This window comes from Mesorhizobium sp. P2_A8, from assembly GCF_056404935.1.
In genome coordinates this window covers 149094-174840 of the sequence record NZ_JBFUDB010000001.1, presented here as the reverse complement: position 1 = coordinate 174840, position 25747 = coordinate 149094, and the positions used below count along the sequence as shown (strand labels likewise).

Annotated in this window: 30 protein-coding genes; 7 read left to right on the top strand and 23 right to left on the bottom strand. The window is 63.5% G+C overall.

All coding sequences use genetic code 11. The features are described from left to right. Positions 1-8 precede the first annotated feature (8 nt). On the top strand, positions 9-1055 hold the full coding sequence (locus tag AC1D10_RS00865; protein WP_477268256.1) for an NAD(P)-dependent alcohol dehydrogenase: 1047 nt from the start codon (positions 9-11) through the stop codon (positions 1053-1055). Positions 1056-1057: 2 nt separating this feature from the next. After that, positions 1058-2146 carry an ABC transporter ATP-binding protein gene (locus AC1D10_RS00860; RefSeq protein WP_477268254.1) on the top strand — a complete coding sequence of 363 codons (1089 nt, stop codon included), beginning with the start codon at positions 1058-1060 and terminating at the stop codon, positions 2144-2146. A 7-nt stretch (positions 2147-2153) separates the two neighbouring features. On the opposite strand, the gene AC1D10_RS00855 is transcribed toward AC1D10_RS00860, so the two are convergent. The 9 genes from AC1D10_RS00855 to gcvA all read right to left on the bottom strand — a co-directional run bounded on the left by AC1D10_RS00855 (position 2154) and on the right by gcvA (position 12160). Beyond that, on the bottom strand, positions 2154-3740 hold the full coding sequence (locus AC1D10_RS00855; RefSeq protein ID WP_477268252.1) for an FGGY-family carbohydrate kinase: 1587 nt from the start codon (positions 3738-3740) through the stop codon (positions 2154-2156). Beyond that, positions 3737-4420 (bottom strand): HAD family hydrolase, encoded by a 684-nt coding sequence (locus AC1D10_RS00850; protein ID WP_477268250.1) that lies wholly within the window; start codon positions 4418-4420, stop codon positions 3737-3739. Before AC1D10_RS00850 ends, AC1D10_RS00855 begins: the two co-directional genes overlap by 4 nt. A 13-nt stretch (positions 4421-4433) precedes the next feature. Beyond that, positions 4434-5912 carry a mannitol dehydrogenase family protein gene (locus AC1D10_RS00845; RefSeq protein ID WP_477268248.1) on the bottom strand — a complete coding sequence of 493 codons (1479 nt, stop codon included), beginning with the start codon at positions 5910-5912 and terminating at the stop codon, positions 4434-4436. Between the two features lie 155 nt (positions 5913-6067). Continuing rightward, the gene (locus tag AC1D10_RS00840; protein WP_477269788.1) at positions 6068-6838 is read right to left on the bottom strand and encodes an L-iditol 2-dehydrogenase; all 771 of its coding nucleotides are present in this window, start codon (positions 6836-6838) and stop codon (positions 6068-6070) included. A 2-nt stretch (positions 6839-6840) separates the two neighbouring features. Beyond that, positions 6841-7839, bottom strand: coding sequence for an ABC transporter ATP-binding protein (locus AC1D10_RS00835; RefSeq protein WP_477268246.1), 999 nt, complete (start codon positions 7837-7839; stop codon positions 6841-6843). Between the two features lie 50 nt (positions 7840-7889). After that, the gene (locus AC1D10_RS00830) at positions 7890-8714 is read right to left on the bottom strand and encodes a carbohydrate ABC transporter permease (protein ID WP_477268244.1); all 825 of its coding nucleotides are present in this window, start codon (positions 8712-8714) and stop codon (positions 7890-7892) included. An 11-nt stretch (positions 8715-8725) separates the two neighbouring features. Further along, complete coding sequence (locus AC1D10_RS00825) at positions 8726-9598, bottom strand: carbohydrate ABC transporter permease (protein WP_379104930.1); 873 nt, start codon at positions 9596-9598, stop codon at positions 8726-8728. A 122-nt stretch (positions 9599-9720) separates the two neighbouring features. Further along, positions 9721-11031 carry an ABC transporter substrate-binding protein gene (locus tag AC1D10_RS00820; RefSeq protein WP_477268242.1) on the bottom strand — a complete coding sequence of 437 codons (1311 nt, stop codon included), beginning with the start codon at positions 11029-11031 and terminating at the stop codon, positions 9721-9723. Between the two features lie 223 nt (positions 11032-11254). Further along, positions 11255-12160 carry a transcriptional regulator GcvA gene (gene gcvA, locus AC1D10_RS00815; protein WP_477268240.1) on the bottom strand — a complete coding sequence of 302 codons (906 nt, stop codon included), beginning with the start codon at positions 12158-12160 and terminating at the stop codon, positions 11255-11257. Positions 12161-12271: 111 nt separating this feature from the next. Between gcvA and AC1D10_RS00810 the strand changes: the two genes are divergently transcribed. Beyond that, positions 12272-12457, top strand: coding sequence for a hypothetical protein (locus tag AC1D10_RS00810; protein WP_379105195.1), 186 nt, complete (start codon positions 12272-12274; stop codon positions 12455-12457). Between the two features lie 45 nt (positions 12458-12502). On the opposite strand, the gene AC1D10_RS00805 is transcribed toward AC1D10_RS00810, so the two are convergent. Further along, positions 12503-13462 (bottom strand): sugar-binding transcriptional regulator, encoded by a 960-nt coding sequence (locus tag AC1D10_RS00805; protein WP_477268238.1) that lies wholly within the window; start codon positions 13460-13462, stop codon positions 12503-12505. 257 nt (positions 13463-13719) lie between these two features. Here AC1D10_RS00805 and AC1D10_RS00800 point away from each other — a divergent pair, with 257 nt between their 5' ends. Then, on the top strand, positions 13720-14349 hold the full coding sequence (locus AC1D10_RS00800) for an HAD family hydrolase (RefSeq protein WP_477268236.1): 630 nt from the start codon (positions 13720-13722) through the stop codon (positions 14347-14349). A gap of 88 nt (positions 14350-14437) precedes the next feature. Continuing rightward, positions 14438-15586 carry a GyrI-like domain-containing protein gene (locus AC1D10_RS00795; RefSeq protein ID WP_477268235.1) on the top strand — a complete coding sequence of 383 codons (1149 nt, stop codon included), beginning with the start codon at positions 14438-14440 and terminating at the stop codon, positions 15584-15586. A 71-nt stretch (positions 15587-15657) separates the two neighbouring features. On the opposite strand, the gene AC1D10_RS00790 is transcribed toward AC1D10_RS00795, so the two are convergent. The 8 genes from AC1D10_RS00790 to ureC all read right to left on the bottom strand — a co-directional run bounded on the left by AC1D10_RS00790 (position 15658) and on the right by ureC (position 21934). After that, positions 15658-16425 carry a class II aldolase and adducin N-terminal domain-containing protein gene (locus tag AC1D10_RS00790; protein ID WP_477268233.1) on the bottom strand — a complete coding sequence of 256 codons (768 nt, stop codon included), beginning with the start codon at positions 16423-16425 and terminating at the stop codon, positions 15658-15660. A 101-nt stretch (positions 16426-16526) separates the two neighbouring features. Continuing rightward, entirely contained in the window at positions 16527-17168 is a 642-nt protein-coding gene (ureG, locus tag AC1D10_RS00785) for an urease accessory protein UreG (protein ID WP_477268231.1), read from the bottom strand. After that, positions 17165-17605 carry a DUF3995 domain-containing protein gene (locus AC1D10_RS00780; RefSeq protein ID WP_477268229.1) on the bottom strand — a complete coding sequence of 147 codons (441 nt, stop codon included), beginning with the start codon at positions 17603-17605 and terminating at the stop codon, positions 17165-17167. The genes ureG and AC1D10_RS00780 overlap by 4 nt, the downstream gene beginning before the upstream one ends. Beyond that, entirely contained in the window at positions 17602-18273 is a 672-nt protein-coding gene (locus tag AC1D10_RS00775) for an urease accessory protein UreF (protein ID WP_477268227.1), read from the bottom strand. Before AC1D10_RS00775 ends, AC1D10_RS00780 begins: the two co-directional genes overlap by 4 nt. Further along, the gene (ureE, locus tag AC1D10_RS00770; RefSeq protein ID WP_477268225.1) at positions 18266-18868 is read right to left on the bottom strand and encodes an urease accessory protein UreE; all 603 of its coding nucleotides are present in this window, start codon (positions 18866-18868) and stop codon (positions 18266-18268) included. The genes AC1D10_RS00775 and ureE overlap by 8 nt, the downstream gene beginning before the upstream one ends. Then, entirely contained in the window at positions 18865-19470 is a 606-nt protein-coding gene (locus AC1D10_RS00765) for a glutathione S-transferase family protein (protein WP_477268223.1), read from the bottom strand. The genes ureE and AC1D10_RS00765 overlap by 4 nt, the downstream gene beginning before the upstream one ends. A gap of 58 nt (positions 19471-19528) precedes the next feature. Beyond that, positions 19529-20122: a hypothetical protein gene (locus AC1D10_RS00760; protein WP_477268221.1), complete on the bottom strand. Its 594-nt coding sequence runs from the start codon at positions 20120-20122 to the stop codon at positions 19529-19531. 99 nt (positions 20123-20221) lie between these two features. Beyond that, on the bottom strand, positions 20222-21934 hold the full coding sequence (gene ureC, locus AC1D10_RS00755) for an urease subunit alpha (protein WP_477268220.1): 1713 nt from the start codon (positions 21932-21934) through the stop codon (positions 20222-20224). Between the two features lie 197 nt (positions 21935-22131). Between ureC and AC1D10_RS00750 the strand changes: the two genes are divergently transcribed. Then, positions 22132-22497, top strand: a complete 366-nt coding sequence (locus AC1D10_RS00750; protein WP_477268218.1) for a hypothetical protein — start codon at positions 22132-22134, stop codon at positions 22495-22497. Between the two features lie 111 nt (positions 22498-22608). Continuing rightward, on the top strand, positions 22609-23100 hold the full coding sequence (locus AC1D10_RS00745) for a hypothetical protein (protein WP_477268216.1): 492 nt from the start codon (positions 22609-22611) through the stop codon (positions 23098-23100). Between the two features lie 176 nt (positions 23101-23276). On the opposite strand, the gene AC1D10_RS00740 is transcribed toward AC1D10_RS00745, so the two are convergent. The 5 genes from AC1D10_RS00740 to AC1D10_RS00720 are packed head-to-tail and all read right to left on the bottom strand — an operon-like array spanning position 23277 to position 25647. Continuing rightward, on the bottom strand, positions 23277-23582 hold the full coding sequence (locus tag AC1D10_RS00740) for an urease subunit beta (protein ID WP_477268214.1): 306 nt from the start codon (positions 23580-23582) through the stop codon (positions 23277-23279). Positions 23583-23588: 6 nt separating this feature from the next. Then, entirely contained in the window at positions 23589-24176 is a 588-nt protein-coding gene (locus AC1D10_RS00735) for a HupE/UreJ family protein (protein WP_477268212.1), read from the bottom strand. 33 nt (positions 24177-24209) lie between these two features. Continuing rightward, positions 24210-24464, bottom strand: a complete 255-nt coding sequence (locus tag AC1D10_RS00730; RefSeq protein ID WP_477268210.1) for a DUF1272 domain-containing protein — start codon at positions 24462-24464, stop codon at positions 24210-24212. Between the two features lie 18 nt (positions 24465-24482). Further along, positions 24483-24785, bottom strand: a complete 303-nt coding sequence (locus tag AC1D10_RS00725) for an urease subunit gamma (protein ID WP_477268208.1) — start codon at positions 24783-24785, stop codon at positions 24483-24485. Positions 24786-24813: 28 nt separating this feature from the next. Then, positions 24814-25647 (bottom strand): urease accessory protein UreD, encoded by an 834-nt coding sequence (locus AC1D10_RS00720; protein ID WP_477268206.1) that lies wholly within the window; start codon positions 25645-25647, stop codon positions 24814-24816. Between the last annotated feature and the right edge of the window lie 100 nt (positions 25648-25747).

The following is a 25747-nucleotide window of genomic DNA, read 5'->3' as shown; positions in this document are numbered from 1 at the left end:
ACGACACGATGCGGGCACTGGTGCTTGAGAAAAAGGGCGAGCTGGCCCTGCGCGAGATTGCGCTGCCGCTCGATGTCGGGCCGGACGATGTCAGGATCGCCATTCACACGGTCGGCGTCTGCGGCAGCGACGTGCACTATTACACCCATGGCGCCATCGGCAGCTACGTCGTGCGCGCGCCGATGGTGCTTGGCCATGAAGCCTCGGGGACGATCGTCGAGGTCGGCGCCAATGTCAGGACACTGAAAATCGGCGACCGCGTCTGCATGGAGCCGGGCGTGCCGAACCTGTCGTCGCGGGCGACAAAGCTCGGCATCTACAATGTCGACCCGGACGTCACTTTCTGGGCGACACCGCCGGTGCATGGCATTCTGGCGCCTCAAGCCGTCCATCCGGCAGCGTTCACCTACAGGCTGCCGGACAATGTCTCCTTCGCCGAAGGGGCGATGGTCGAACCCTTTGCCATCGGCATGCAGGCCGCGGCCCGCGCCCGCATCGTTCCGGGCGACGTCGCGGTCGTCGTCGGCTGCGGCCCGATCGGCATCATGATCGCGCTGGCCGCCCTTGCCGGCGGTTGCTCGAAGGTGCTGATTTCCGACTTTTCCGCCCCCAAGCTGGAGATCGCAGCGCGCTATCCGGGCATCGTCCCGGTCAACATCGGCGAGCAGTCACTGGCCGATGCGGTTGCCGCAGCGACCGACAATTGGGGAGCCGACCTCGTCTTCGAGGCCAGCGGCAGCCCGAAGGCATTCGCCAACCTGTTCGATGTCGTGCGCCCCGGCGGTGCGGTCGTCCTTGTCGGGCTGCCGGTGGAGCCGGTGGCGCTCAACGTGCCGGCGGCCATCTCCAAGGAAGTGCGCATCGAGACGGTATTCCGCTACGCCAACATCTTCGACCGAGCCTTGCAAATGATCGCATCCGGCAAGGTGGACCTCAACCCGCTGATCACCGGCACATACCCCTTTAGCGACAGCATCGAGGCATTCGAGCGCGCGGCGTCGGCACACCCGGAAGACGTGAAGCTGCAGATCCTGATTTCCGACGAGAAGGGATGACCATGTCCGCGATCACCTGCTCCCATGTCGAGAAATCCTATGGCGCCACCACCGTCATTCGTGACCTCAACCTGAGCATCGAGGAACACGAGTTCGTCGTGTTCCTCGGCCCTTCCGGCTGCGGCAAGTCGACCTTGCTGCGCATGCTGGCTGGGCTTGAGGACATCAGCGGCGGTGAGGTCTCTATCGGCGGCAAGGTGGTCAACGACCTCGACCCGGGTGATCGCGGCATTGCCATGGTGTTCCAGAACTATGCGCTCTATCCGCACATGACGATCTTCGACAACATCGCCTTCGGCCTGAAGCGCCAGAAGGTGGCGAAGGCCGAGATACAACAGCGCGTCGAGGCGGTGTCGAAGACGCTGGGGCTCGATCCCTATCTCGGCCGCAAGCCGGCCGAACTGTCCGGCGGCCAGCAGCAGCGCGTGGCGATCGCCCGGGCCATGATCAAGACGCCGAAGGTCTTCCTGTTCGACGAGCCGCTGTCCAATCTCGATGCCAAGCTGCGCAACCATATGCGCGTCGAGATCGCCCGGCTGCATCAGTCGTTGAAGACGACCACCGTCTACGTCACCCACGACCAGTTGGAGGCGATGACGCTCGCCGACCGGATCGTGCTGCTGCGGGACGGCAAGATCGAGCAGATCGGCTCACCCGCGGAAATCTACGAGCGGCCAGGCAATCTTTTTGTCGCTGGATTCATTGGAACGCCGAACATGAACTTCCTCGACGTGGCCGTCGGGCGGACGGAAAACCGCTGGACGCTGACAAGTGCCGGAGCGGTCTTTTCCATCGAAGGGTCCCGCTTCGATCTGCGAGGCGTCGAGCGCGCGGTGCTGGGAATCCGTCCTCCCGATTTGAAGACCGCGGGTCCTGATGCCGGCCAGGGTCTGCTGGAGGGCAGAGCCGATCTGATCGAGTTTCATGGCAACGATGCGCTGGTGATCTTCGGTTCGGGCGGCAAGGAAATCAGCGCTCTGGTTCCGACTCGCGAATGTCCTGCCGTCAACAGCCATGTCCGCTACAGGGTCGACGAAACGAGCATTCATCTGTTCGATGCCAAATCCGGCGTGTCTCTGCTGAGACAATAGGCCTGCCCTACCGGATCGCGTCCAGCATTTGCCGCTGCCGGTGCATCTCGAGGAAAACCCGGTAATCGCGGTCGAAACGCCCCGCCGATTTCGGGTTCGACGCGCGCGTCCTGCCGCCTTGCTGCATGGCAAGACAGGCGGCGTTGAGATCGGGGAAAAGCCCGGCGGCGGTGGCTGCTACCATGCCGGTGCCGAGCAGTACCGCCTCGTCGGCCAGCGGCTCGATCACCGTGCAGCCGGTGGCGTCGGCATAGAGATCCATCAACAGCGGGTTCTTGGTGTGGCCACCGGTGACATGCAGCGTGTCGATGAGATAGCCATTCTCGTTCAGCGCCTCCAGCACATGGCGTACGCCGAGCGCGATGCCGACGGCGGTGCGCCAGTAGAGCTTGCACAGGCTGTCGAAGGAGGAGTCCAGCGTCAGCCCGCTGACCACGCCGACGGCATGTGGATCGGCAAGCGGCGAACGGTTGCCATGGAAGTCAGGCAGCACATGCAGCCTTGCCGCGAGCGCCTCACCTTCTGCGGTGCGCAGCTCGGCGACACGCCTGGCGATCTTCGCATGCATGGCGGCATCCGGCTCGCCGCCGGCGCCGTGCCAGCGGATGATATGGTCGAGCAGCGCGCCGGTGGCGGATTGACCACCTTCCGATAGCCACAGCTTCGGCAGGGCGGCGCCGTAATACGGACCCCAGACGCCGGCGAAGGGCTGTGGATCCGGCGACATCGCCATGACGCAGCTCGACGTGCCGGCGATCAGCGCCAGGTGCCGGCCGATGTCCTGTTCGTTGCCTGCAAAACCGCCGAGCACGCCAAGCGCGCCGGCATAGGCATCGATGACGCCGGCGCCGACCCGGCATTTCTCGCTCAGGCCAAGCTCTGCCGCCGCTTGCGCCGTCAGCGGGCCAATATCGGTGCCGACCGGGCTGGCCCTCTCCGGCAGGTTTCCATGCTCGAAAAGATCGTCGAGGCCGACGAGCTCGAAGAAGTCGCGCCGCCAACCAGTCTCCTCATGCGCCAGATAGGTCCATTTGGCGGTCAGCGTGCATTGCGAACGGGCCAGCGAACCTGTCGCCTGCCAGGCCAGGAAGTCAGTCAGGTCGAATAGATAGCCGGCTTCATTCCAGCTTTTGGGCAGGTTCCGCTTCAGCCACATCAGCTTCGGCGTCTCCATTTCCGGTGACATGACGCCGCCGACATAGTCGAGCACGGCGTGGCCGCTTGCCGTGCATTCGTCGGCCTCGGCGATGGCGCGGTGGTCGAGCCAGACAATGGTGTCCCAGCGCCTGTCGCCTGACGCCGAGACGCTGAGCTGGCCGCCTTGCCGGTCGCGCACGACCAGCGAACAGGTGGCGTCGAAGGAGATGCCGACGACATCCTCGGCGGCGACGCCGGCTTTCTCCCGCGCGGCCCGCACGGCGGTGCAGACAGCCGACCAGATATCGCGCGAATCATGCTCGGCGTGATCGGGCTTCGGCTGGTTCATGGCGATCGGCCGCTCGGCGCGGCCAAGCAAGCTGCCCCTGGTGTCGAGAATGCCCGCACGAGCGCTCCCGGTGCCGACATCGACCGCGCAAACGAACTGTTTCGTCAAGATGCTCTTACTCTCGCTCCCAGGCCTGCAATCAGATCGGGCAATTGCAGCATGTCAGCGAATATAAAGTCCGGTTCACTCGACGCAAGCCGCGCTTTCAAGGTCGGGTTGCCGGCATGCGAGCCGCCGGTGAAGGCAAGGACACGCATACCCGCCGCCCGCGCAGCCGAGATGCCGGCCGGGCTGTCCTCGACGACGAGGCATTTGCGCGGATGGGCCCGCATGCTGGCGGCGGCATGGAGGAACAGGTCCGGCGCGGGCTTTCCCTTTTTCACCATGGCGGCGCTGAACAGATGCGGCTCCATCAGCCCAAGCAATCCGGTGACGTCGAGGGCGTAGCGGATGCGGTCGAGCGTGCCCGAGGACGCGACACAGAACGGCAGTCCGAGCCTCGGCAGCATCTCCTTGACACCGGGAATCGGCTTCAACTCCTCGCGGAATTTGCGCATCAGCTCGACGCGCATGTCGGTCAGCTGGCTGTCGGTGATATCAAGCGCGAAGTCGCGGGTGAGGATCTCGCGCACGCTTTTCATGCTCTTGCCGAGGAAATGCTCGTAGGCGACGTCCTCGGCGATGCTGCCACCGGCAAGCCTGATCATGGCAAGCAGTGCCGATACGGAAAGCGCTTCACTGTCGACCAGTACGCCGTCGCAGTCGAAGATGACCAGTTCCGGCGTCATCGCGTCGAATGGGTCAGAGCTTGCCGGCGAGATAGCGCGTCAGCGTGGCGCGCGTGCCGTTCGCCCACAGCACGTTGAGCGCATGGGCAAAGGCCTCGACAAACGCCGTGGCGCGGCCGACATCGCCGTAGATGTCCTCCATGGCAAGCCACGCGGCGGGCGCGTCCTTTGCCGCTTTTGCCGTCGCCTGCAGCCGATCCCAGCTCGGGTCGTTGGGTTCGATGACGGCGCCGCTGTCGGTCGTGCCGAAGCAGTAGCGGCACCAAAGGGCCGATTCCAGCGCCAGGCCGGCGACGCCCTTTCCGGCCTTCAGCCGGTCGGCGATGGTCGGTATGATGAATTTCGGCTGGCGGTTGGAGCCGTCGAGGCAGAGCCGTCGCACCGTGTCGCCGATCTTGGGATTGGAGAAGCGGCTCTCGATGAGCTGGTAGTATTCCTCCAGATCCGTGTCCGGCACCGGCGGCACGGTCGGAATGATCTCGTCATGCTCGAGTTTCGCCAGAAAGCCGGCGACCAGGGGTTCCTGCATCGCCTCATGCACGAAATGGATGTCCATGAGACCGGCCGGATAGGCGATCGTGGCATGGCCGCCATTGAGGATGCGGATCTTCATCAATTCATAAGGGGCAACGTCTTTGACGAACTGCACGCCGACCTTTTCCAGCGGCGGACGGCCGTCCGTGAAATGGTCTTCCAGCACCCATTGCCGGAACGGTTCGCAAAACACCGGCCAGTTGTCCTCCAGCCCGAAATCGCTGGCCAGAATGCCGCGCTCGCGGTCCGTGGTGGCTGGGGTGATGCGATCGACCATGCCGTTTGGAAAAGCGACATGCTCACTCACCCAGTTTGCCAGATCCTCGTCGATCAGCCGGGCAAGGCCGATGACGCCGTCTGAGGTCACATGGCCATTGTGAGGAATGTTGTCGCACGACATGACGGTGAACGGCACGGTGCCCTCGTCACGGCGGCGGACCAACCCGGCGAGAATGATGCCGAACACCGTTTTTGGCGTCGCGCCTGCTTGTGCGTCAGCGACGATGTCGGGATGGGTCGGATTGAAGACGCCGGAGGCCGGGTCGATGAAGTAGCCACCTTCGGTGATGGTCAGCGAAACGATCTTGATGGCCGGGTCGGCAAGCCGTTCGATGATGCCTGTCGCATCGCCCGGCATCAGGAAGTCGATCATCGCGCCGGTGACGCGGGCGCTCATATGGCCGCTGTCCTGCTCGACGACAGTGGTCAGCCAGTCCTGCTCTTCCAGCTTGCCGCGGCCGATCTTCTCGCCTTCGAACACGCCGGCGCCGACCAGCGCCCAGTCATGGCCGATGCCCGAATTGAACAGGTCGTCGAGATAGACGGCCTGGTGCGAGCGGTGGAAATTGCCGACGCCGAAATGCACGATGCCGGGTTTGAGTGCCGCGCGGTCATACTTCGGACCGGCGACCTTGGCGGGTAGACTGGAGAGGTTTGAAGACGAGAGTTTCACGGTCATCTGTATTACCCTTTGGCCGGGCTTCGGCCTTCGTTACTTCCCCTCTCCCCGTAACGGGGAGGGCAAGGGGCGGCACATCTTCCGAGGTCGATGCGGCCTCTGATGTCGGCCTCTTCTCCCCGCGGAGGGACGAGGAGAAGAGGCCGTTCCCCGCCTCAACTCATCCACTGGCCGCCATCGACGTTGTAGGTCTGGGCGATGATGTAGTCCGCGTCGCTGCTGGCGAGAAAGACCGCCATGCCCGTAAGATCCTGCGCCGTTCCCATGCGGCCATACGGCACCGCCTCGCCAACCAATTTCTTCTTCTCGCCCTTCGGCCGGTTTTCGTATTTGGCGAACAGCGAATCGACGTGATCCCAGTGCTCGCCGTCGACGACACCAGGGGCAATCGCGTTGACGTTGATGCCGTGCTTGATCAGATCGAGGCCCGCCGACTGGGTCAGCGAGATGACGGCGGCCTTGGTGGCGCAATAGACGCCGACGAGCGCCTCGCCGCGCCGTCCGGCCTGGCTCGCCATGTTGATGATCCTGCCCCCCTTGCCCCGCGCGATCATCGAGCGGGCGGCGGCCTGCAGCATGAACAGCGTGCCGGCGACATTGACCGAAAACAGTTTGTCGTAGCTTGCCTTGGTGATCTCGACGATCGGTGCCAGATCGAACAGAGCGGCGTTGTTGATCAGGATATCGAGGCCACCGGTCTTCGTCTCGACGGCTTTCACCGCCGCCTCGATGGAGGCGAGGTCGGTGACGTCGAGCTTGACCGCATAGGCCTTCCCGCCGATCTCGGCGGCTGTCTTCTGCGCGGCCTCGAGATTGATATCGGCGATGGCAACGGTGGCGCCTTCGCTTGCATAGGCTTCGGCGAAGGCTCTGCCGATACCACGGGCCGAGCCCGTGATCAGCGCGGATTTGCCGGTCAAGCGCATGCTCACATTGCCTTCCCGTCGGCGCCGAAGCGATGCAGCTTGGCCTTGTCGGGCGTCAGGTAGATGGTATCGCCGTGGCGGACGGCGAGTTCGCCGTCGGCGCGCACGGTCAGCGGACCGACGCCATCGGCCTGGACATGCAGGAACGTGTCGGAGCCGAGATGTTCGGCAACGCCGACGGTGGCTTTCCATTCACCGGCCGTGGTCGAGATCTCCATATGCTCGGGGCGGATGCCGATGGTCTTGGCGCTGTGTTTGGCAGCGGGTGCGCCTTCGATCAGGTTCATCTTCGGCGAGCCGATGAAGCCGGCGACAAACAGGTTCTTCGGCGTCTTGTAGAGTTCCATCGGCGAGCCGACCTGCTCGATGTTGCCGGCGTTCAATACGACGATCTTGTCGGCCATGGTCATGGCTTCGACCTGGTCGTGGGTGACGTAGATCATCGTCGTCTTGAGCTGATGATGCAGCTCGCTGATCTCCAGTCGCATGGTGCCGCGCAACGCGGCATCGAGGTTGGACAGCGGTTCGTCGAACAGGAAGGCCGAGGGCTGGCGCACGATGGCGCGGCCGATGGCGACACGCTGGCGCTGGCCGCCGGAGAGCTGGCCGGGCCGGCGTTCGAGATAGTTGGTCAGGTTCAGGACGCGCGCGGCGTCCTTCACCTTCCTGTCGATGGTCGCCTGATCCTCGCCCGCCATCTTCAGCGGGAAGGCGATGTTCTTGGCCACCGTCATATGCGGGTAGAGCGCGTAGGACTGGAACACCATGGCGAGCTTGCGTTTGGCCGGCGCTTCACCGGTGACATCACGGCCATCGATGTTGATGGTGCCGCCGCTGGTGTCCTCCAGTCCGGCGATCAGCCGCAGCAGCGTTGACTTGCCGCAACCGGACGGGCCGACGAAGACGACGAACTCGCCATTTTCGATCACCAGGTCGAGGCCGGGGATGATGGACGTCGATCCAAAGGATTTGGAGACGTTCTTGAGCGTGATGTTTCCCATGGTTTCCTCCCCGAGGGGTTATGTCTGCCGATTGTTTCAGGCAATTTCCGTTACTTGACCGCACCAAATGTCAGGCCGCGCACCAGCTGCTTCTGGCTGAACCAGCCCATGATCAGGATCGGCGCGATGGCCAGTGTCGAGGCAGCCGAAAGCTTGGCCCAGAACAGGCCTTGCGGGCTGGAGAAGGAACTGATGAAGGCGGTGAGCGGTGCTGCCTCGGTGGTGGTCAGCCGGATCGTCCAGAACGCTTCGTTCCAGGCCAGGATGATGTTCAAGAGCATGGTCGAGGCGATGCCCGGCACCGCCATCGGCGTCAGCACATAAACGATCTCGTTCCACAGCGATGCGCCGTCCATGCGTGCTGCTTCCAGGATCTCGCCCGGGATTTCGCGGAAATAAGTGTAGAGCATCCACACCACGATCGGCAGGTTGATCAGCATCAGCATGACCATCAGACCGATGCGGCTGTCGAGCAGCCCGAGGTTGCGGAAGATCAGGTAGATCGGGAACAGCACGGCGACCGCCGGCATCATCTTGGTGGAGAGCATCCACATCAGGATGTCCTTGGTCCGCTTGGTCGGCGAGAACGCCATCGACCATGCAGCCGGTATGGCAACCAGCAAGGCCAGGATCGTCGAACCGACCGAGAGCAGCACCGAATTCAGGAAGAACTTGAAGTAGCCGCTCTGCGCCTGAACCTCGGTGTAGCTCTCGAACGTCCCGGACGGGATCAGGTTGAAGCCCTGGATGGCTTCCTGCTCCGACTTGAACGAGGTGATGATCGTATAGAGGATCGGGAAGAAGATCAGCAGCGCGACGATCCAGGCGGCAACGGTCGCGATTGTCTTGTGCTGGGTGGTGACTGAGCGTGCCATCGTATCCTCCCTTACTTGTCCAGGTTCTTGCCGACGGCGCGCATGGCGAAGAAGGCAACGATGTTGGCGAGAATGACAGCGATGATGCCGCCGGCGGATGCCTGGCCGATTTTGAACTCCAGCAAGGCCTTCTGGTAGACGAGGAAGGGCAGGTTGGTGGAGGCGTATCCAGGGCCACCGTTGGTGGTGACGAGGATCTCGGCATAGACCGACAAAAGGAAGATCGTCTGGATCAGGATGACGACGGTGATGGCGCGCGACATGTGCGGCAGCGTCAGATAGATGAAGCGGCTGATGAAGCCGGCGCCGTCCATCTCGGCCGCCTCTTTCTGCTCACCATCGAGCGACTGCAGGGCCGTCAGCAGGATGAGCGTCGCGAAAGGCAGCCATTGCCAGGCGACGATGATGATGATCGCCAGCATCGGATGCTGCCCGAACCAGTCGATCGGCTGGGCGCCGAAGAAGCGCGCGATGTCGGCAAAGACCCCGTATTGCGGGTGCATGATCATGTTCTTCCAGACCAATGCTGCCACCGGCGGCATGACGAAGAACGGCGAGATGACGAGGATGCGGACGATGCCTTGTCCCCACATCGGCTGATCGATCAGCAGCGCCAGCAGGATGCCGCCGATCACCGTGATCAGAAGCACACTGACCACAAGGGTGAGGGTGTTGAGGATCGATTGCAGGAATGCCGGGTTGGAATAGAACAGCGCGTAGTTCGAGAAGCCGACGAACCCGTCGCGGATAGGATTGAGCGGGTTGTACTGCTGGAATGAGAACCACAGCGTGAGCGCCAGTGGAATAACCATCCAGACCAGCAGCAGGACGACAGATGGCGCCATCATGAAACGGGCAAGCGAACGGGTCTGCTGAGTAGCCATGACGGTCACCCTTCAATGGTCAGACTGAATTTTCAGAGGCGTTAAAGGCGGCCGCCCGAACTGGGACTCGGGCGGCCGTTGCCGGTCAGGAAGGCGACCGGCATTCGGCACCGGGAGGAGCCTTACTTGATATAACCACCTTCGGTCATCGTTGCGGTGGCGGCGTCCTGTGCCTGCTTCAAGGCGTCGTCGACGCTCGACTGGCCGGCAAGAGCCGCCGAGAAGAGCTGGCCGACAGTGGTGCCAAGCCCCTGGAACTCAGGGATGGCGACGAACTGGACACCGACATAGGGCACCGGCTTGACGGTCGGATGCGTCGGGTCGGCGGCGTTGATCGAGTCCAGCGTCATCTTGGCGAACGGAGCGGCCTTCTGGTACTCGGCATTGGCGTAGAGCGAGGAGCGCGTGCCCGGAGGAACGTTGGCCCAGCCTTCTTTCGAAGCGACCAGTTCAGCGTAGTGCTTGCTGGTTGCCCAGGACACGAACTTCTGTGCCGCGTCAGCCTTCTGCGTGCCGGCGGGAATGGCCAGCGACCACGCCCACAGCCAGTTGCCGCGCTTGCCCAGGCCATTGTCGGGAGCGAGAGCATAACCGACCTTGTCGGCGACGGTGGAGGCCTTCGGGTCAGAGACGAAGGAGGCGGCGACGGTGGCGTCGATCCACATGCCGCACTTGCCCTGCTGGAACAGCGCCAGGTTTTCGTTGAAGCCGTTGGACGATGCACCCTCGGGGCCGTCGGCCTTCATCAGGTCGACATAGAACTGCAGTGTGTTCTTCCATTCAGGCTGGTCGAACTGCGGCTTCCAGTTCTCGTCGAACCAGCGTGCGCCGAAGGAGTTCGACATGGCGGTCAGGAACGCCATGTTCTCGCCCCAGCCGGCCTTGCCGCGCAGGCAGACGCCGTTCACGCCATTGGCGCGGTCGGTCATCTTATCGGCGGCCTGCTTGATGAAGTCCCAGGTCGGCGCGTCGGGCATCTTCAGCCCGGCCTTTTCCATCAGGTCCTTGCGGTACATGACGAAGGAGCTTTCGCCGTAGAAGGGCGCGGCATAGAGCTTGCCGTCAACCGAAAGACCGCCGGCGATGGCCGGGATGATGTCCTTGGCGTCATAGTCGTCGCCGAGCTTGTCGAGCGGCAAAAGCCAGCTCTGCTTGGCCCAGATCGGAACTTCATAGGTGCCGATTGTCATCACGTCATACTGGCCGCCCTTGGTGGCGATGTCGGTGGTGACGCGCTCGCGCAGCACGTTCTCTTCGAGCGTGACCCAGTTGAGCTGGATGTCTGGGTTAGCCTTGGTGAAGTCTTCCGTCAGCTTTTGCATGCGGACCATATCGCCATTGTTGACGGTGGCGATGGTGATGGATTCGGCATGTGCGGCGAACGCAAGAGCGCTGGCCGACAACAAGCCCAGGGTGAGCGTGCGAAGTTTCATCAAATTCCTCCCATAAACCAAGATGAGCATTTGCCTTGGCTATGAGCAATTACTCACTTGGCGTTAATTATGTCAAGCCGGATTCGATGCTGCAGCGCAGCACATCGGTGATGGCGACGGACAATGGGTGCGTGGAAATTGCCAAGACAATCTCGCCGGCCGCCGGGTGTTCAGGCGGCAGGACAGAGGTCGGCAGGAATGGATTGCCGGAGGGGCTCGCCTGTCAGCAGGCGATCTCGGTCAGCAGCCAGTCGCGGAAGGCGCGGATCTTCGGCACGTTGCGGCGCGCTTCCGGATAGACCAGCCAATAGGCGTGGCCATCGTCACCGACCAGATCGAAAGGCTGGATCAGGCGCCCGTCGGCCAGTTCCGCCTTGAACAGCGCCCTGGTCAGGATCGCCACGCCATGACCGGCGATTGCCGCATTGGCCTCGTAGGCCTGCGCTCCCATGCTGCTGCCAGGCCGTTTGGCAAGGTCGTGCGAGTGCACGCCGGCGGCCGAAAACCACTCCGTCCACCAGATGTCGCCGGGATCGAGGATCGGCAGCCGCAAGAGGTCGGCCGGCTCTTTGACGCCGCCGATGCTCGCCGCGAGCTTCGGGCTCAGCATCGGCGTGAAATCGGCATCGAGCAGCTTGAAGGCTTCCAGACCCGGCCATTTGCCGCCGCCCGAGCGGATGGCAAGATCGACATCCTCGCGGGCGAAGTCGGTCAGCCGGCTCGACGTCTCCAGCCGCACGGCAAGGGAGGGATGAGCGATCTGGAACGAGCCCAGATGGTGCGCCAGCCAGTTCGAGGCAAAGGTCAGCACCGTGGTGACGCACAGCAACCCGTCGGCGCCGGCGCGCGCCGCGGCGTAGGCCTGGCCGAGAATGGCGAAGGCCTCGCCGACAGCCGGCGCGAGACGCTGTCCGGCCTCGGTCAGCACGATCTGTCGCGGCCGGCGCAGGAAAAGCGCGGCGCCGACGCGCTCTTCCAGCACCTTGATCTGATAGCTCACCGCTGCCTGTGTCATGGCCAGTTCCTCGGCGGCCTTGGTGAAGGAAAGATGCCGTGCCACCGCGTCGAACACCCTGATCGCTTGCAGCGGGGGGAGCTGGGAAACCTGTCGCGAGCTGAGGTCAGGCATAAGGCCTCCTTATGGGCCATGATCGATGTTCGATTGGCAAAGGCGGCCGGCAAGACCGACATTCAGTGTCAACCCGTCATTGGGGTTTCAGGATAGCGAAGGTTGACGATCATGACCATGGCGCAGCAAAAGTGCACTCCCGCTCCGGACCACCGCTGGATTTCGTGGCTGACGGATGGATTCGGCTGGTTCTCGATAAAAAAGAGGGCGCATCTCGACATCAGGGACCTGTCGCCGCATCTGCAGCGCGACCTCGGTTTTCTCGATGGCAACGACCCTTTCGGGCGGAGCAAATAGCCCGGCTGACTTTATCCCAAATCGGGTGTGGCGTCGGGGTTCGGCTTACAGGCTGGCCAGCAGGGCGGCCGCCGTCCGCTCATCGGTGATGAGGCCGTTGATCAGCCGCCGGTTGGCCGCCGCCAGGATGCCCGGCAGTTTTCGTTCACCCATCGCCAGTGCGATGACCAGCGACTTTTCGCGCGATGGCAGCGAAGCCGACGACACCCGATCATTGGTGATGCCTTCGATCATGCGGCCTTCGCGATCGAACACCCAGCCGACGATTTCGGCGATGCCGCCGGCCTTCTGCAGTGCCTTCAGCTCAATTTCCGAAATGAAGCCGTCCTCGTAGAGCGGCGCCTTGGGACCGAGATCGCCAATGCCGATGAAGGTGACGTCGGCCTCGGCGGCCAGCGCCAGCGTCGGCTGGATCATCGGCTGGTTGAGCAGCATCTCGCGCTCCTCCGGCGAAGAGGCAATGACCGGCAGCGGCATCGGGAAGGACCGCGCCTTGACCCTGTCGGCCATGGTGAAAATGACGTTGTAGAAGGCGGCCGAGCCGTCCGGCGAGATGTTTCCGGTCAAAGACACCACCTTGTGCTGCGGGCATTCCATCGGCGGCAGCTGTTCGATCGCCGCTTTCAGCGTGCGCCCGGTGCCGATCGCCATGACGATCGGCGTCGGTGAGCGCAGCCGCCGCTCGATCTCGGCGGCGGCCGCCTCGGCGATGCCGATGGTGGTGGAGGATGAATTGGGATCGCTCGGCACCACCTCGACCAGGTCGAGCGCGAAACGGGATTTCAGCCGCGCCGCCAGATCGAGGCAATTGGCGATCGGATGGTCGACACGGACCTTGATCAAGCCTTCCGACACCGCCAGCGACACCAGCCGCTGCGCCGTCTGCCGCGAAATGCCGAGCGTGGTTGCGATCTGGTCCTGCGTGTTGCCGGCAACATAATAAAGCCAGCCGGCGCGCGCCGCGTCGTCCAGCCTGTTGCTGCCGCCATCCTGCCGGGTATTCACGTCCTGCCTCCCGAAACCGCCGGTGATGAGAGCGGTCCGCTCCTACTCTTGCAGGGAACGGGCTGCTGCGCAATTGTCAATCTCCAGGGCAATTGCTTGCGCCCGTCGGCATATAGGCGGCTAGGGATTTTCTCCGTCGACGATATCTGCGTCGACAATGAAGCGCCGTTGCGGTTCCGAAAGGCGGCACGTTCTGCGGTCCCGAAGGTTTATCTCCCGGTGCAAACCCTTTAAGGGATCGCAAAAAGGAGTGCTGCATGACACCGAAAGCGGTTTTCTGGGATATGGACGGCACGCTGGTCGACAGCGAACCGCTGCACGAGGCCGCCTTGGTGTCGGCGATGCGCAATGCCGGCCTCGTGCCGCCGGCCGACCTGCATGAGCGGGTGCTCGGTGTCGCTGCCTGGCCGGTCTATGAGATGATGCGCAACGAGTTCGGCCTGGATCTGCCGTTCGACGACTGGATCATCCGCAAATACGAGCATTATCTGCCGCTGGTCGAGAGCTTGCAGCCGCGTCCCGGCGCGATCGAGATATTCAACGAGCTGCGGGCAAGGGGCGTGGCGCAAGCCGTGGTGTCGAATTCGGACCGGATGATCGTCGACGCCAACCTGCGCATGGTCGGCCTGACCTATCCCGGCATGAAGACGATCAGCCGCAATGACGTGCGCGAGGGCAAGCCGCACGCCGAACCGTTCCTGCGCGCCGCGTATCTCGCTGGCGTCGATCCTGCACAATCCGTGGCCATCGACGACAGCTGGCCGGGCGCCATGGCGGGACTGGCGGCGGGCATGAAGACGATCTTCTGGCCGGAAAAGCCGATGCAAGGACCGTCCGGTGCTATCGTCGTCAACAGCGCCGAGGAGTTGCGGGCCGAGCTGATTTAGCTCGCCCTGGCGGCCCACTCGATCTCACCGCGATGCTTTTCGAAATGGGCCCTTGCCGGCTGCAAGTGTGATATTCTAGTACTAGAATATGCTGACCAACGCCGAGTTTGCCCTCATATCCCTGCTCGCCGAAAGACCGCTGCACGGCTACGCCATAGAGCAGATGGTCGAACAGCGCGGGATGCGTCACTGGACGGAGATCGGCTTTTCATCGATCTATTTTCTGCTGAAGAAGCTTGAGGCGCGGGGCCTGGTCGAGACTTTGGAAGCCGCGCCATCCAGCCGCCGAACGCCAAGGACCTACCGGCCCACGGAAGAAGGCGAGCGGGCGCATCGCGAAGAAGCGCGCCGGGCCCTCGCCGAACCCGATCGGCCGTTCTCGGCGCTTCCCCTCGGACTTGCAAATTGGCCGGCGCTGCCGCCGGAGGAGGCCATTGCGGCCTTACACGCGCGGCGTGATGCCCTCGACATCCGGCTGAACGAGCTCAACGCCAGAAGGCAGGCGCAGGAGCCGCTGCCGACCTTCGTGCGCGCCATGTTCGACTACAGCACCACGATGATCGCGGCCGAGCGCAACTGGCTGGCTGAAACCATCCCCCTGCTCGCGGAGACATCCATGGAAAAGATCGATCTCAAGAAACGGTACAAAGTGCTCTACAGCGGCTCTGTCGGAGAGTTCACCGTCATCGACGTGCCCCCGCTCAACTATTTCATGATCGACGGCTTCGGCGATCCCAATGTGGAGCCGCAATACAAGGAGGCCGTCGAGGCGCTTTACGCGGCCTCCTATACACTCAAGTTCATGAGCAGGGATGCCCTGGGCAAGGACTATGTCGTGCCGCCATTGGAAGGATTGTGGTGGGCCGAAGACTACGGCCACTTCCTGTCAGGCCGGAAGGATCGGTGGTCGTGGACGATGATGATCATGGTGCCGGATTTCATTGAACAGGCTATGGCAGGGAAGGCCGTCATCCAGGCACGGGAAAAGAAAGGGCTGCCGGCATTGTCGAAACTGCGCTTCGCGCGGCTCGAGGAAGGAAGGGCCATACAGACCCTGCATATCGGTTCCTATGCCGACGAAGGGCCAATACTTCAAAGGCTGCACGAGGAGTTCATCCCGGCAAACGGCTTGGTCGAAGCCGGGCTTCACCACGAGATCTACCTCGGCGACCCGCGCAAGACACCGGCCGAGAAGCTCAAGACCCTGCTTCGTCAGCCTGTGCGGCCTGCCACCTGACAGAAAGTGAGAGGGTCTGCGAAGCAGACCGGCAAGGGCTGATGTGGCCGGTCGAATTCTCTACCGGAAAATCAGTTGCGGTAGACCGGCTCCTGCTCGTCGAGGATCGCCTTCAACTCGCTGAGATGACGTTCGGCCTGGCCGGGATAGTCGTCCATCTCGCTTGCCGCCTTCTCGGCGATCGCGTCGGACAGCGTGCGCAGCGGGCGGCCGGTCCACAGCGCCTTGATGTATGTCTCGGCGGCGCGCTCGAAATAGAACATGCGGTTGAAGGCGTCGGCGACGCTATCGCCGATGACCAGCACGCCGTGATTGCCCATCACCATCACCTTGACCTTGGGATCGACGAGAAGCTGCGAGCAGCGTTCGCCCTCTTCCTCGAAGGCCAGCCCGCCATAATGGGCGTCGACGACATGGCGGTTGAAGAACATCGCCGAATTCTGATCGATCGGTGGCAAGGTCGAGTCGGCCAGCGACGCCAGCACCGTGGCATGGACCGAATGGACATGCATGACGCAGCGCGCGTGGCGGACATTGCGATGGATGGCTCCGTGCAGCCCCCACGCCGTCGGATCGGGCGCGTCGGGGCCGGAAAGCGTGTCTGGATCGTTGGCGTCGATCAGCAGCAGGTCGCTCGCCTTGATGCGCGAGAAATGCACCTGGTTGGGGTTCATCAGGAACCGGGTGCCGTCGTCGTTGACCGCCAGCGAGAAATGATTGGCCACCGCCTCGTGCATGTTGAGCCGCGCCGTCCAGCGAAAGGCACAAGCGAGATCGACGCGCTCTTCATAGAAGGGCAGGTTGGTCAGCATTTCCTTTTGCAGGCGGGCGATGCTCATCGAGGACACTCCGTGAAAGAGTGGAGAATGCCGCGCCCGGCTTGGGCTCGCAACCGCTTTCGCTTGGTGCAGAGACCGACGCCGGACGCCGAGGTTCTTGCCTACGCCGCCGTGCTGGTAGCGGTGCCGGCCCGCAAGCCGCCATGCTCGACGATGAAATCGATCACCTCCTGCAGCCCCTTGCCGCGCGACAGGTCGGTGAAGCCGAACGGCCGCTTGCCGCGCATGCGGCCGGCGTCGCTCTCCATGACATCGAGATTGACGTTCACATAGGGTGCCAGATCGCTCTTGTTGATGACAAGGAAATCGGAGCGGGTGATCGCCGGCCCGCCCTTGCGCGGGATTTCCTCGCCCTGGCAGACCGAGATGACATAGAGCGTCAGGTCGGCCAGATCAGGCGAGAAGGTAGCGGCGAGGTTGTCGCCACCAGATTCGATGAAGACGATGTCGAGATCCGGGAACTTCTTGTTCATCTCGGCGATCGCCTGCAGGTTGATCGAGGCGTCCTCGCGGATGGCGGTGTGTGGGCAGCCGCCGGTCTCGACACCCATGATGCGATCCTCGGGCAGCGCCTGCAGCCTCGCCAGCATCATGGCGTCTTCCTTGGTGTAGATGTCGTTGGTCACCACGGCGATCGAGAACTCGTTGCGCAGCGCCTTGCACAGCTTTTCGGTCAGCGTCGTCTTGCCGGAACCGACCGGGCCGCCAATGCCGACGCGCAGCGGGCCATTTGTCTGTGTCATGCGGGAAACTCCGTGATGGCGAGGATGGCAAAGCCGAGCCCGATCAGCAGGCACAGCGGCGAGTAATAGCTGAGGTCGAGCCGCGCGAAAGGCTGTTCCGGCGCCAGCCGGCGCCACCATGGCGTGAAGCCGGCAATGCCGCGTCCCAGGAACACCAGCCCGATGAGCAGCGAGGTGGCGGCGAGGCCTTGCCTGGGAAAGGGCGAGGCAAAGACACCTTCCAACGCCAGCGGCCACAGCGTCGCCAGGCACAGGCACGCCGCAACCGCGAAACTGGCAAACGGCGCCGGCATTTCATCGACGCCGCGAAAGCCGACGACGGCGCGTGCACAGGAGGCCGCATCCCGACCCGGCCAGATGCCGCCAATACCCCAATAGACATGCAGCGCGGTGATCAGCAGCAGGACAAAGGATAGCGCAAAGGCGAGAAAAATCATGAACGGAACAATCGCGAATACTGGGTTTCGTGCTTCATCGCCATGACGTCGGAGACAAGGGCGCAGCCGCCGAGATCGTCCAATGTCGAGCGCGCGGCGCGGTCGGCGGTCGACAAGGCCAGCGGCTCGAAGCCGGCAAGCAGCGCGGTCGCTCCGCTCTGACCGACGACGCCGAGCCGGATCGCCGCCTGGACGAGGTTGGAGAAGAACGCCTGCAGGAAGGCGGACTGCGCGTCCTGAAGCGCGATGCCGTTGCCGCCGGCAATGGCGCCGACGGCGACGCAATAGGCGCATTCGGCCGGCAAGCGCTCAAGCACGGAGTTGGGCCAGGCCGCTGCCGCCTTCAGGAAGGCCGCACCTTGCAGCATGGTTTCCGTATGGCGTTCGCGCGATCCGGCCAGAGCCTCGGCGAGCGCCGCAATCTCGTCGAGATCACCGTCGTTGCGCGCGCGGCGCCAGCTCTCGGCGAACAGCACGGCGTCGTTCCAGCCCGAGCCCATCTCGACCAGCGTTTCCAGCCAGTCGGCGAGGGTTTTCGCATCGGTAATCAGCCCGTCATGCACCGCGCGTTCGAGACCATGGCTGTAGGAAAAGCCGCCGACCGGAAAGGCCGGCGACAGCCACGCCATCAGCCGCAAGAGCGCGATGTTCGATGGCTGGTCAATCATGATCGTGGTGGTGGCCAGCGTGACTGTGCGAATGGGAATGCGACTCGCTATGGCTGTGCGCTTCGCCGTGGCCGTGTGCGTGCGCCTCCGCATGGGCGTGACCATGATCGTGGCCGTGCCCACCGCCATGGCCGGAGTAGGCGCCGCGTACCGGCCGGAACGGCTCCGAGACGTCAGTCACCGCAGCGCCGAGCCCTTCCAGCATCGCCTTGATGACATGGTCGCGCAGGATGAGGATGCGCCCGGCCTCGATGCTCGCGGCGAGATGGCGGTTGCCGATGTGCCAGGCGAGTTCGGCCAGATGCACGCCATCACGGGCGCGGATGTCGTAAACTTCTTCCGGCGCGGCGATGATCTCGATATGGCCGCCATCCTCCAGCACCAGGCGATCGCCATCGTTCAGGGAGACAGGCTCGGGCAGGTCGACCAGCACCTTGCTGCCGTCGGCCAGTTCGATCGCCCGGCGGCGCAGATGCCGCTCGTCATGGGCGAGAACGGCACGGCCGGACGGCGCCGTGGCTCCGGCCCTGCCGGCACTCAGCACCGAGACGGCGCGCGGGAATTTGGTGAAGTCGGTGTTGAGGTTGAGCTTCATTTCAGGGAGCCTCCGTTGGCCTGCGCCCTCGCGCGGGCGGGCCGCGCCAGCACGCGGTCGAAATAGGCGCTGACGCGCCCGGATTCGATTGGAAATCGCCCGCCGCGGGCCCAGCCGCCCATATCGCCGAGCAGCACGTCGACCGCCGAAAACCGGTCGCCCAGCGCAAACGGCCGGTCGCCGAGCCGCCGGTCGAGCGCCTTGAGCTCCGAGGCAAAATCATAAGCCGCCGCAGGGCCGACATCGACCCGCACCTCCTTCGGCAGCAGAAAGCGATGGCGCAGCTTGTTCCACAATGGCGCTTCGAATTCCGATTGGGCGAAATGCATCCAGGAATCCATCTCGGCACGCCCGGCGAGACCCGGATCCGCGCCCATGCCCTTGTCCGCGTGCTTGTCGGCGAGATAGACGCAGATCGCCGCCGAATCCGTCACCGTGAGATCGCCATCGATCAGGATCGGCACCTTGCCCGAGGGGTTGAGCGCATAGGCTTCCGGCGAGCGCAGCTTGACCTCGACGAATTCATAGGGCTGCCCGAGTTCCTCGAGCATCCAGAGAACGCGACTGACCCGGGATCCACGCGATCCGACGGCCTTGTACATGCGCAAACCTGCCTTTCTCGGGAAGCCTAGACTATCCCTCACATCATCCCAATGCCGCTCAGACGATCGTGTCGAAGAGCCGCAGGATGAACGATATCTGATAGACGAGCGCCGCCGCGACGAAAGCGATGTGGAAGCGGCGGTCGCGCACCAGGATCGCGGCGATGCAAAGCGCGACGAAGACCGGCGTGCGAAACAGGTACTCGCTGCCGAAGCGGGCGAAATGCTCCGGTCCCTTGAGCAGCGTGTCGACCACGTCGAGCAGATAGGTCGCCGCCAGCAGGCCGAAGAACCAGGCCCGGCGCGAATAGAAGAAATCCTCGTAGCTGGTGTAGTCCAGCATCGAATCCGGAAACAACAGCGCGCAGAGCAGGAACAGCGTGATCGCGTAGAAGATGATGAAAAGGTACTTGCCGAAGGTCCACGACTCGATGGCGTAGAGGCCGAACTCCCACCACCTGAAATGCACCAACATCAGAAGCACCGAGCCGACCCAGGCCAGATGCACGGGATAGAGTTTGTACTGGCCCGGATGCTGAACGATGCGCGCCAGCCCCGACAACAGGCGGGTGACGCCAAGCCCGATCACCATGCCCATGACGATGCGGATATGCGGGAAGATGTCGTGGGCGGAGGCGATCTCGGTGGCCATGCTTGATCACAACGGAGCTGTTCGTCGGCCGCATATTGCTGCGTCCCACCGGGGGCCGCAACGGATATCGCGCCGGTCGGCCCGCTAGCCAATTTCGCATCAGAACAGAAAATACCGCTGCGCCATCGGCAGCACGGTTGCTGGCTCGCAGGTCAGCAGTTCGCCGTCGGCGCGGACCTCGTAGGTCTCGGGATCGATCTCGACATTGGGCATGGCGTCGTTGAGCACCATCGAATGCTTGCCGATGCCGCCGCGGGTGTTTTCGACCGCGACGAACTGCTTGTCGACGCCGAGCCTGCCATGCAGCCCAGACTCGAGCGCCGCCTTGGAGACGAAGGTCACCGACGAGTTGGTCCTGGCCTTGCCATAGGCGCCGAACATCGGCCGGTAGTGCATCGGCTGCGGCGTCGGGATCGAGGCATTGGGATCGCCCATCGGTGCGGCGGCGATCATGCCGCCGATCAGCACCATGTCCGGCTTGACGCCGAAGAAGGCCGGGTTCCACAGCACCAGGTCGGCGCGTTTTCCCACCGCGATCGAGCCGATGTCCTTCGACAGCCCATGCGCGATGGCTGGATTGATGGTGTATTTGGCGATGTAGCGGCGGACGCGGAAATTGTCGTTGTTGCCGGTTTCCTGGGGCAGCGAGCCGCGCTGGCGCTTCATCTTGTCGGCGGTCTGCCAGGTCCGGATCGCCACCTCGCCGACGCGGCCCATGGCCTGAGAGTCCGACGAGATGATCGAGAAGGCGCCGATGTCGTGCAGGATGTCTTCCGCCGCGATGGTCTCCTTGCGGATGCGGCTTTCGGCAAAGGCGATGTCCTCGGGGATCGACGGCGAAAGGTGGTGGCAGACCATCAGCATGTCGAGGTGCTCCGACAGCGTGTTGACCGTGTAGGGCCGTGTCGGATTGGTCGAGGACGGGATGACGTTGGGCAGGCCACAGACCTTGATGATGTCAGGCGCATGGCCGCCGCCGGCGCCCTCAGTGTGGAAGGCGTGAATGGTGCGGCCCTTGATCGCCGCAACCGTGTTTTCGACAAAGCCGGATTCGTTCAGCGTGTCGGTGTGGATCATCACCTGCACATCATACTCGTCGGCGACCGACAGGCAGCAGTCGATAGCCGCCGGCGTGGTGCCCCAGTCCTCGTGCAGCTTCAGCGAACAGGCGCCGCCCAGCACCATTTCTTCCAGCGCGGCCGGCAGCGACGCGTTGCCCTTGCCCGACAGGCCGATGTTCATCGGGAAGGCATCGAAGGACTGGATCATACGGGCCATGTGCCAAGGCCCCGGCGTGCAGGTCGTCGCCAGCGTGCCATGCGCCGGACCGGTACCGCCGCCGAGCATGGTGGTGATGCCGCTCATCAGCGCTTCCTCGATCTGCTGCGGGCAGATGAAGTGGATATGCGCGTCGAAGCCGCCGGCGGTCAGGATCTTGCCTTCGCCGGCGATGATCTCGGTGCCGGGGCCGATGATGATGGTGACGCCATCCTGCATGTCCGGATTGCCGGCCTTGCCGATCGCGGCGATGCGGCCGTCGCTCAGGCCGATATCGGCCTTGAAGATGCCGGCGCTGGCATCGACAACCAGCGCGTTGGTGATGACGGTATCGACCGCGCCTTGCGCGCGTGACACCTGGCTCTGGCCCATGCCGTCGCGGATCACCTTGCCGCCGCCGAATTTCACCTCTTCGCCGTGAATGGTGAGATCCTTCTCGACCTCGATGAACAATTCGGTGTCGGCAAGCCGCACCCTGTCGCCGACCGTCGGGCCATACATCTGCGCATAGGCGGCGCGGGTAATTCTGGCCATCAGCGATTGCTCCCGAAATGCGGCTTGCCAAAATGCGGTTTGCCAAAATGCCGTTGGATTGAAGCCCGGCTGCACATTGTCGCCATCCAATGGTCACGCAATGACCCGCTGGGCGACACCTTCTGATCCCATTTGGCGGTTGAGGTTAGGGGGTCACCCCAACACGACCGTTTGCCAAATCGATGGAAGGAAAATCCATGCGCAAAACAATATTGATTACCGCCGCCGCCACGCTGATGCTGGCGGGCGCCGCCAGTGCCCAGCAGCAGCCCGCTCCGGCCACGCCTGCTCCAGCCGCGCCCCAGGCTCAGCCGGCCGTGCCGACGATCCAGAGCGTCAAGATCGTCGACATCACCGAGCTGCCGAAGGACACCCAGACGCAGGTCAACCAGGTGATCGCCCAGCGCGGCGATGACGGCCTGCAGAAACTGCGCAGCTCGATCGACGCCACGCCCAAGGTCAAGTCGGCGCTCGAAGCCAAGGGGCTCAGCTCGGCGCAGGTCATCGCCGCCAGCATGGAACCCAATGGCGCGCTGACCCTGATCACCAAGAAGGCGAGCTGACAAGGCGCTGCGGCGGGCCGGCGCCCGGTCCCGCCGCATCGGCAAGGGAACCGTGGCAGGGCTGGATTCGTTTGGCTGCGTGAGTGCTGAAACGAATCTCGAAAGTGAGCGATGACCATCACCACCTTGCCCGAAGGCCGATGGCTGCATGCCATTGCGGCGACTGCGTTTCTTGCGGCGAGTCTTCCCCAGGCGCTGAATGCGCAGGGACTTGAAAGCCCGGAGACCGTCAACCGCATCGTCGGCTCGCAGGTCAAGCAGGAAGAGGCCAACGCCACCGCCGAAGCCGGCAACGTCAACAGCGCAATCGACCGGACGCGCCAAAACATCGGCACGGTGCGCAAGACGTCCAAGCTCGACAAGGTCGATATCGTGTTCCTCACCGATGCCGCGCGCAGCGAAGGCGGCCCGCCGCCAGTGATCGAGAGCAAGGTCAAGCAGCATCAGGACGATATCGCGGAACTGCGCAAGGAGATCGAGGCCAACGCCCTGCTGTTCAACGCCATCGAGTCGCGGCGCGTGCTTGCGCAGGATATTCTCGCCGTCGAATTCGATGCTCCTGGAAAGATCGTAATCTACGCCGCGGCCAAGCCGTCGAACTAGAGCAGTTCCAGGAAAGGCGTGGAACGGCTTTCGGTCCGGAATTGCGTCAAAACAGAGAGATAGAACGGCTTGGCGTTTCCGTGAAACGGCGACCCGCCCTAGGCCGAAAGCGCCGCTTGTCGTTGCTTCAAAACCGCTCGACGCTTTTAGGCGACAGGCATGAGACACCATCGATCTCACAGCTTGCCCATCACCTTCTGCTGAAATCCATAGACCTCGCGCTTGCCGCCGAGCGGCACCAGCGTTACGTCACGCTCCTGGCCGGGCTCGAAGCGCATGGCCGTGCCGGCGGCGATGTCGAGGCGCATGCCGTGCGCCCGGTCGCGATCGAATTTCAGCCCCTCATTGGTCTCGATGAAATGGTAGTGGCTGCCGACCTGGATTGGCCGGTCACCACAGTTGGCCACTTTCAGGATGACGGTCGGCAGGCCCTTGTTGAGCTCGATGTCGCCGTCCCTGGTGATGACTTCGCCCGGAATCATCGTGCCTCACACGACGCCGAAGGCGAGGCCGACGCCGATCGCGGCGCAGGCCGCACCGGCGGCCCGGGCCAAGCCACGGAACCTGATGCCGAGGCCAAGGCCGGCGGCGATGCCGACGGCATGCAGCACCGCGGTGGTGATGGCAAAGCCGGCCATGTATTCGAGCCCACCGGCACTCTCAGGCACCTCGGTGCCATGGGCGTGGCCGTGGAACAGCGCGAACAGGCCGATGATGGCGACGCCGGCCGATACGGGCAACTGGACCGCCAGCGCCACCAGCAGCCCAAGTGCCACGACGGAGGCCAGTATGGCCGGTTCGACGAAGGGCAGTGGCATATGCAGCATGCCGAACGCGCCGCCAACCAGCATGACGCCGACGAAAGCCGCCGGCCAGGCCCAGATTGCCTTGCCGCCTTTCAGCGCCGCCCACAGGCCGACCGCGATCATCACTGTCATATGATCGAGGCCGGAGAGCGGGTGCATGAAGCCGGCCATGAAGGAGGAGGTCGTGCCGATACCGACATGGGCATAGGCCGGCATGGCGGCGGCCAGCAGCAGGATCGCCGACAGGCATAGGCGTTTGGCGGACATCATTCTATGTGCCTTTCGTTTGCTGTGTCGTGGTGCTCACGCGGCCTTGCGCGGACCACACCCTTCGACTTTGAGAACACGCTTGGTCGAAGCGGGATATTTCTTCAGCATCGCCGCCGGGCGGATCGGCCGCGCCGAAAAATTGCCGCCGCAATTGGGGCAGGTACCGCCCAACACGTGTTCCACGCAGTCGGCGCAAAAGGTGCACTCGAAGGTACAGATCAGCGCGCCGGCCGCCTCGGGCGGCAGGTCCTTGTCGCAGCATTCGCAATTGGGGCGCAGCTCGAGCATCTTTTTTCTCTCCTCACCTCACCGGACAGGTTCGTGCACGGTCACCAGCTTGGTCCCGTCTGGGAACGTCGCCTCGACCTGCACGTCATGGATCATCTCGGCGATGCCTTCCATGACCTGCGCGCGGGTGACGACATGGGCGCCGGCCTCCATCAGTTCGGCGACCGGGCGACCGTCGCGGGCGCCCTCGACGACGAAATCGCTGATCAGCGCGATCGTTTCCGGATGATTGAGCTTGACGCCGCGTTCGAGCCGCTTGCGCGCCACGACCGCCGCCATGGCGATCAGCAGCTTGTCCTTTTCCCTCGGCGTCAGGTTCATGCGTTTCCCTGGACTGGCATAGACAGACTCACAGTGACCATAATTTAGGCAGCCCCGCCCTTCCGTTGAGCAATTCGACGAGAGGAACCAGCCGTTGGCGCAGCTGATAGCCGTCCCCGGCGTAGAGCCTCGCAAGAAGCTTGCCAGATTGCTTCACGCTCCAGACGCTGGCGCTGCCCTGGTCGCCGACGATCGCCAGAACCGGATCGAGCAGCGCCTCCGCCCGCGGCGACACCAGCAGCAGCGTCGCCATGGCTATCGCGCCACCGGCAACCACCGGGCGGTCGAGCATGGCCGCGATATCGGGTCCGATGCGGAAATCCTCGGCATGAATGAGTTCGCCATCCCTGCGGACACGCCAGCGGTCATGGAAATGGCCCTGTGTGGCGCGTTCGCCCATCGCCAGGCGGCCGAAGACGGTGGCCTCCAGCACCAGCGCCTCGGCGCCGACGGCAAGCTCGACGTCGAGCGTGCGGGCAAACGCTGCCCGGTCGAAGACGATGGTTTCCTGCGGCAACCAGGCGATGCGGCCGTTTTCGCCGACCGACAAATTGACCCGCACTTCGGCCCGGTCGGATGCGGCCTTGTAGATCTTCTCGCAAGCTTGGGTCGTGATCGACGCCGAAGCAGCCTCGCCGACGTCCACCTCCCATCCGAGACGGTCGCCGCCGGTCATCCCGCCGGCGGTGTTGATCAGCACTGCCTCGAGCGGATCGGCCGAGACGGTCGGCATCCTTATTTTGGCGGCACCATCCTGATAGAGGCGCCGCAGGCGCGTGCGACCCTCGCCGACAGCACAGGAAAGCCGCGCCAAGCCCGCAACCCGCTGCGTCGAAATCCTGCCATCTTCGATCGTATCCATGCCAGCACGTTAAGCACTCAGGCGGCTTTGTCGATATATGGCTCGATATAGCTTGTTGCTTGACAACGTTTCGGTTTCTATAGAGGGAACCACCTTGGTA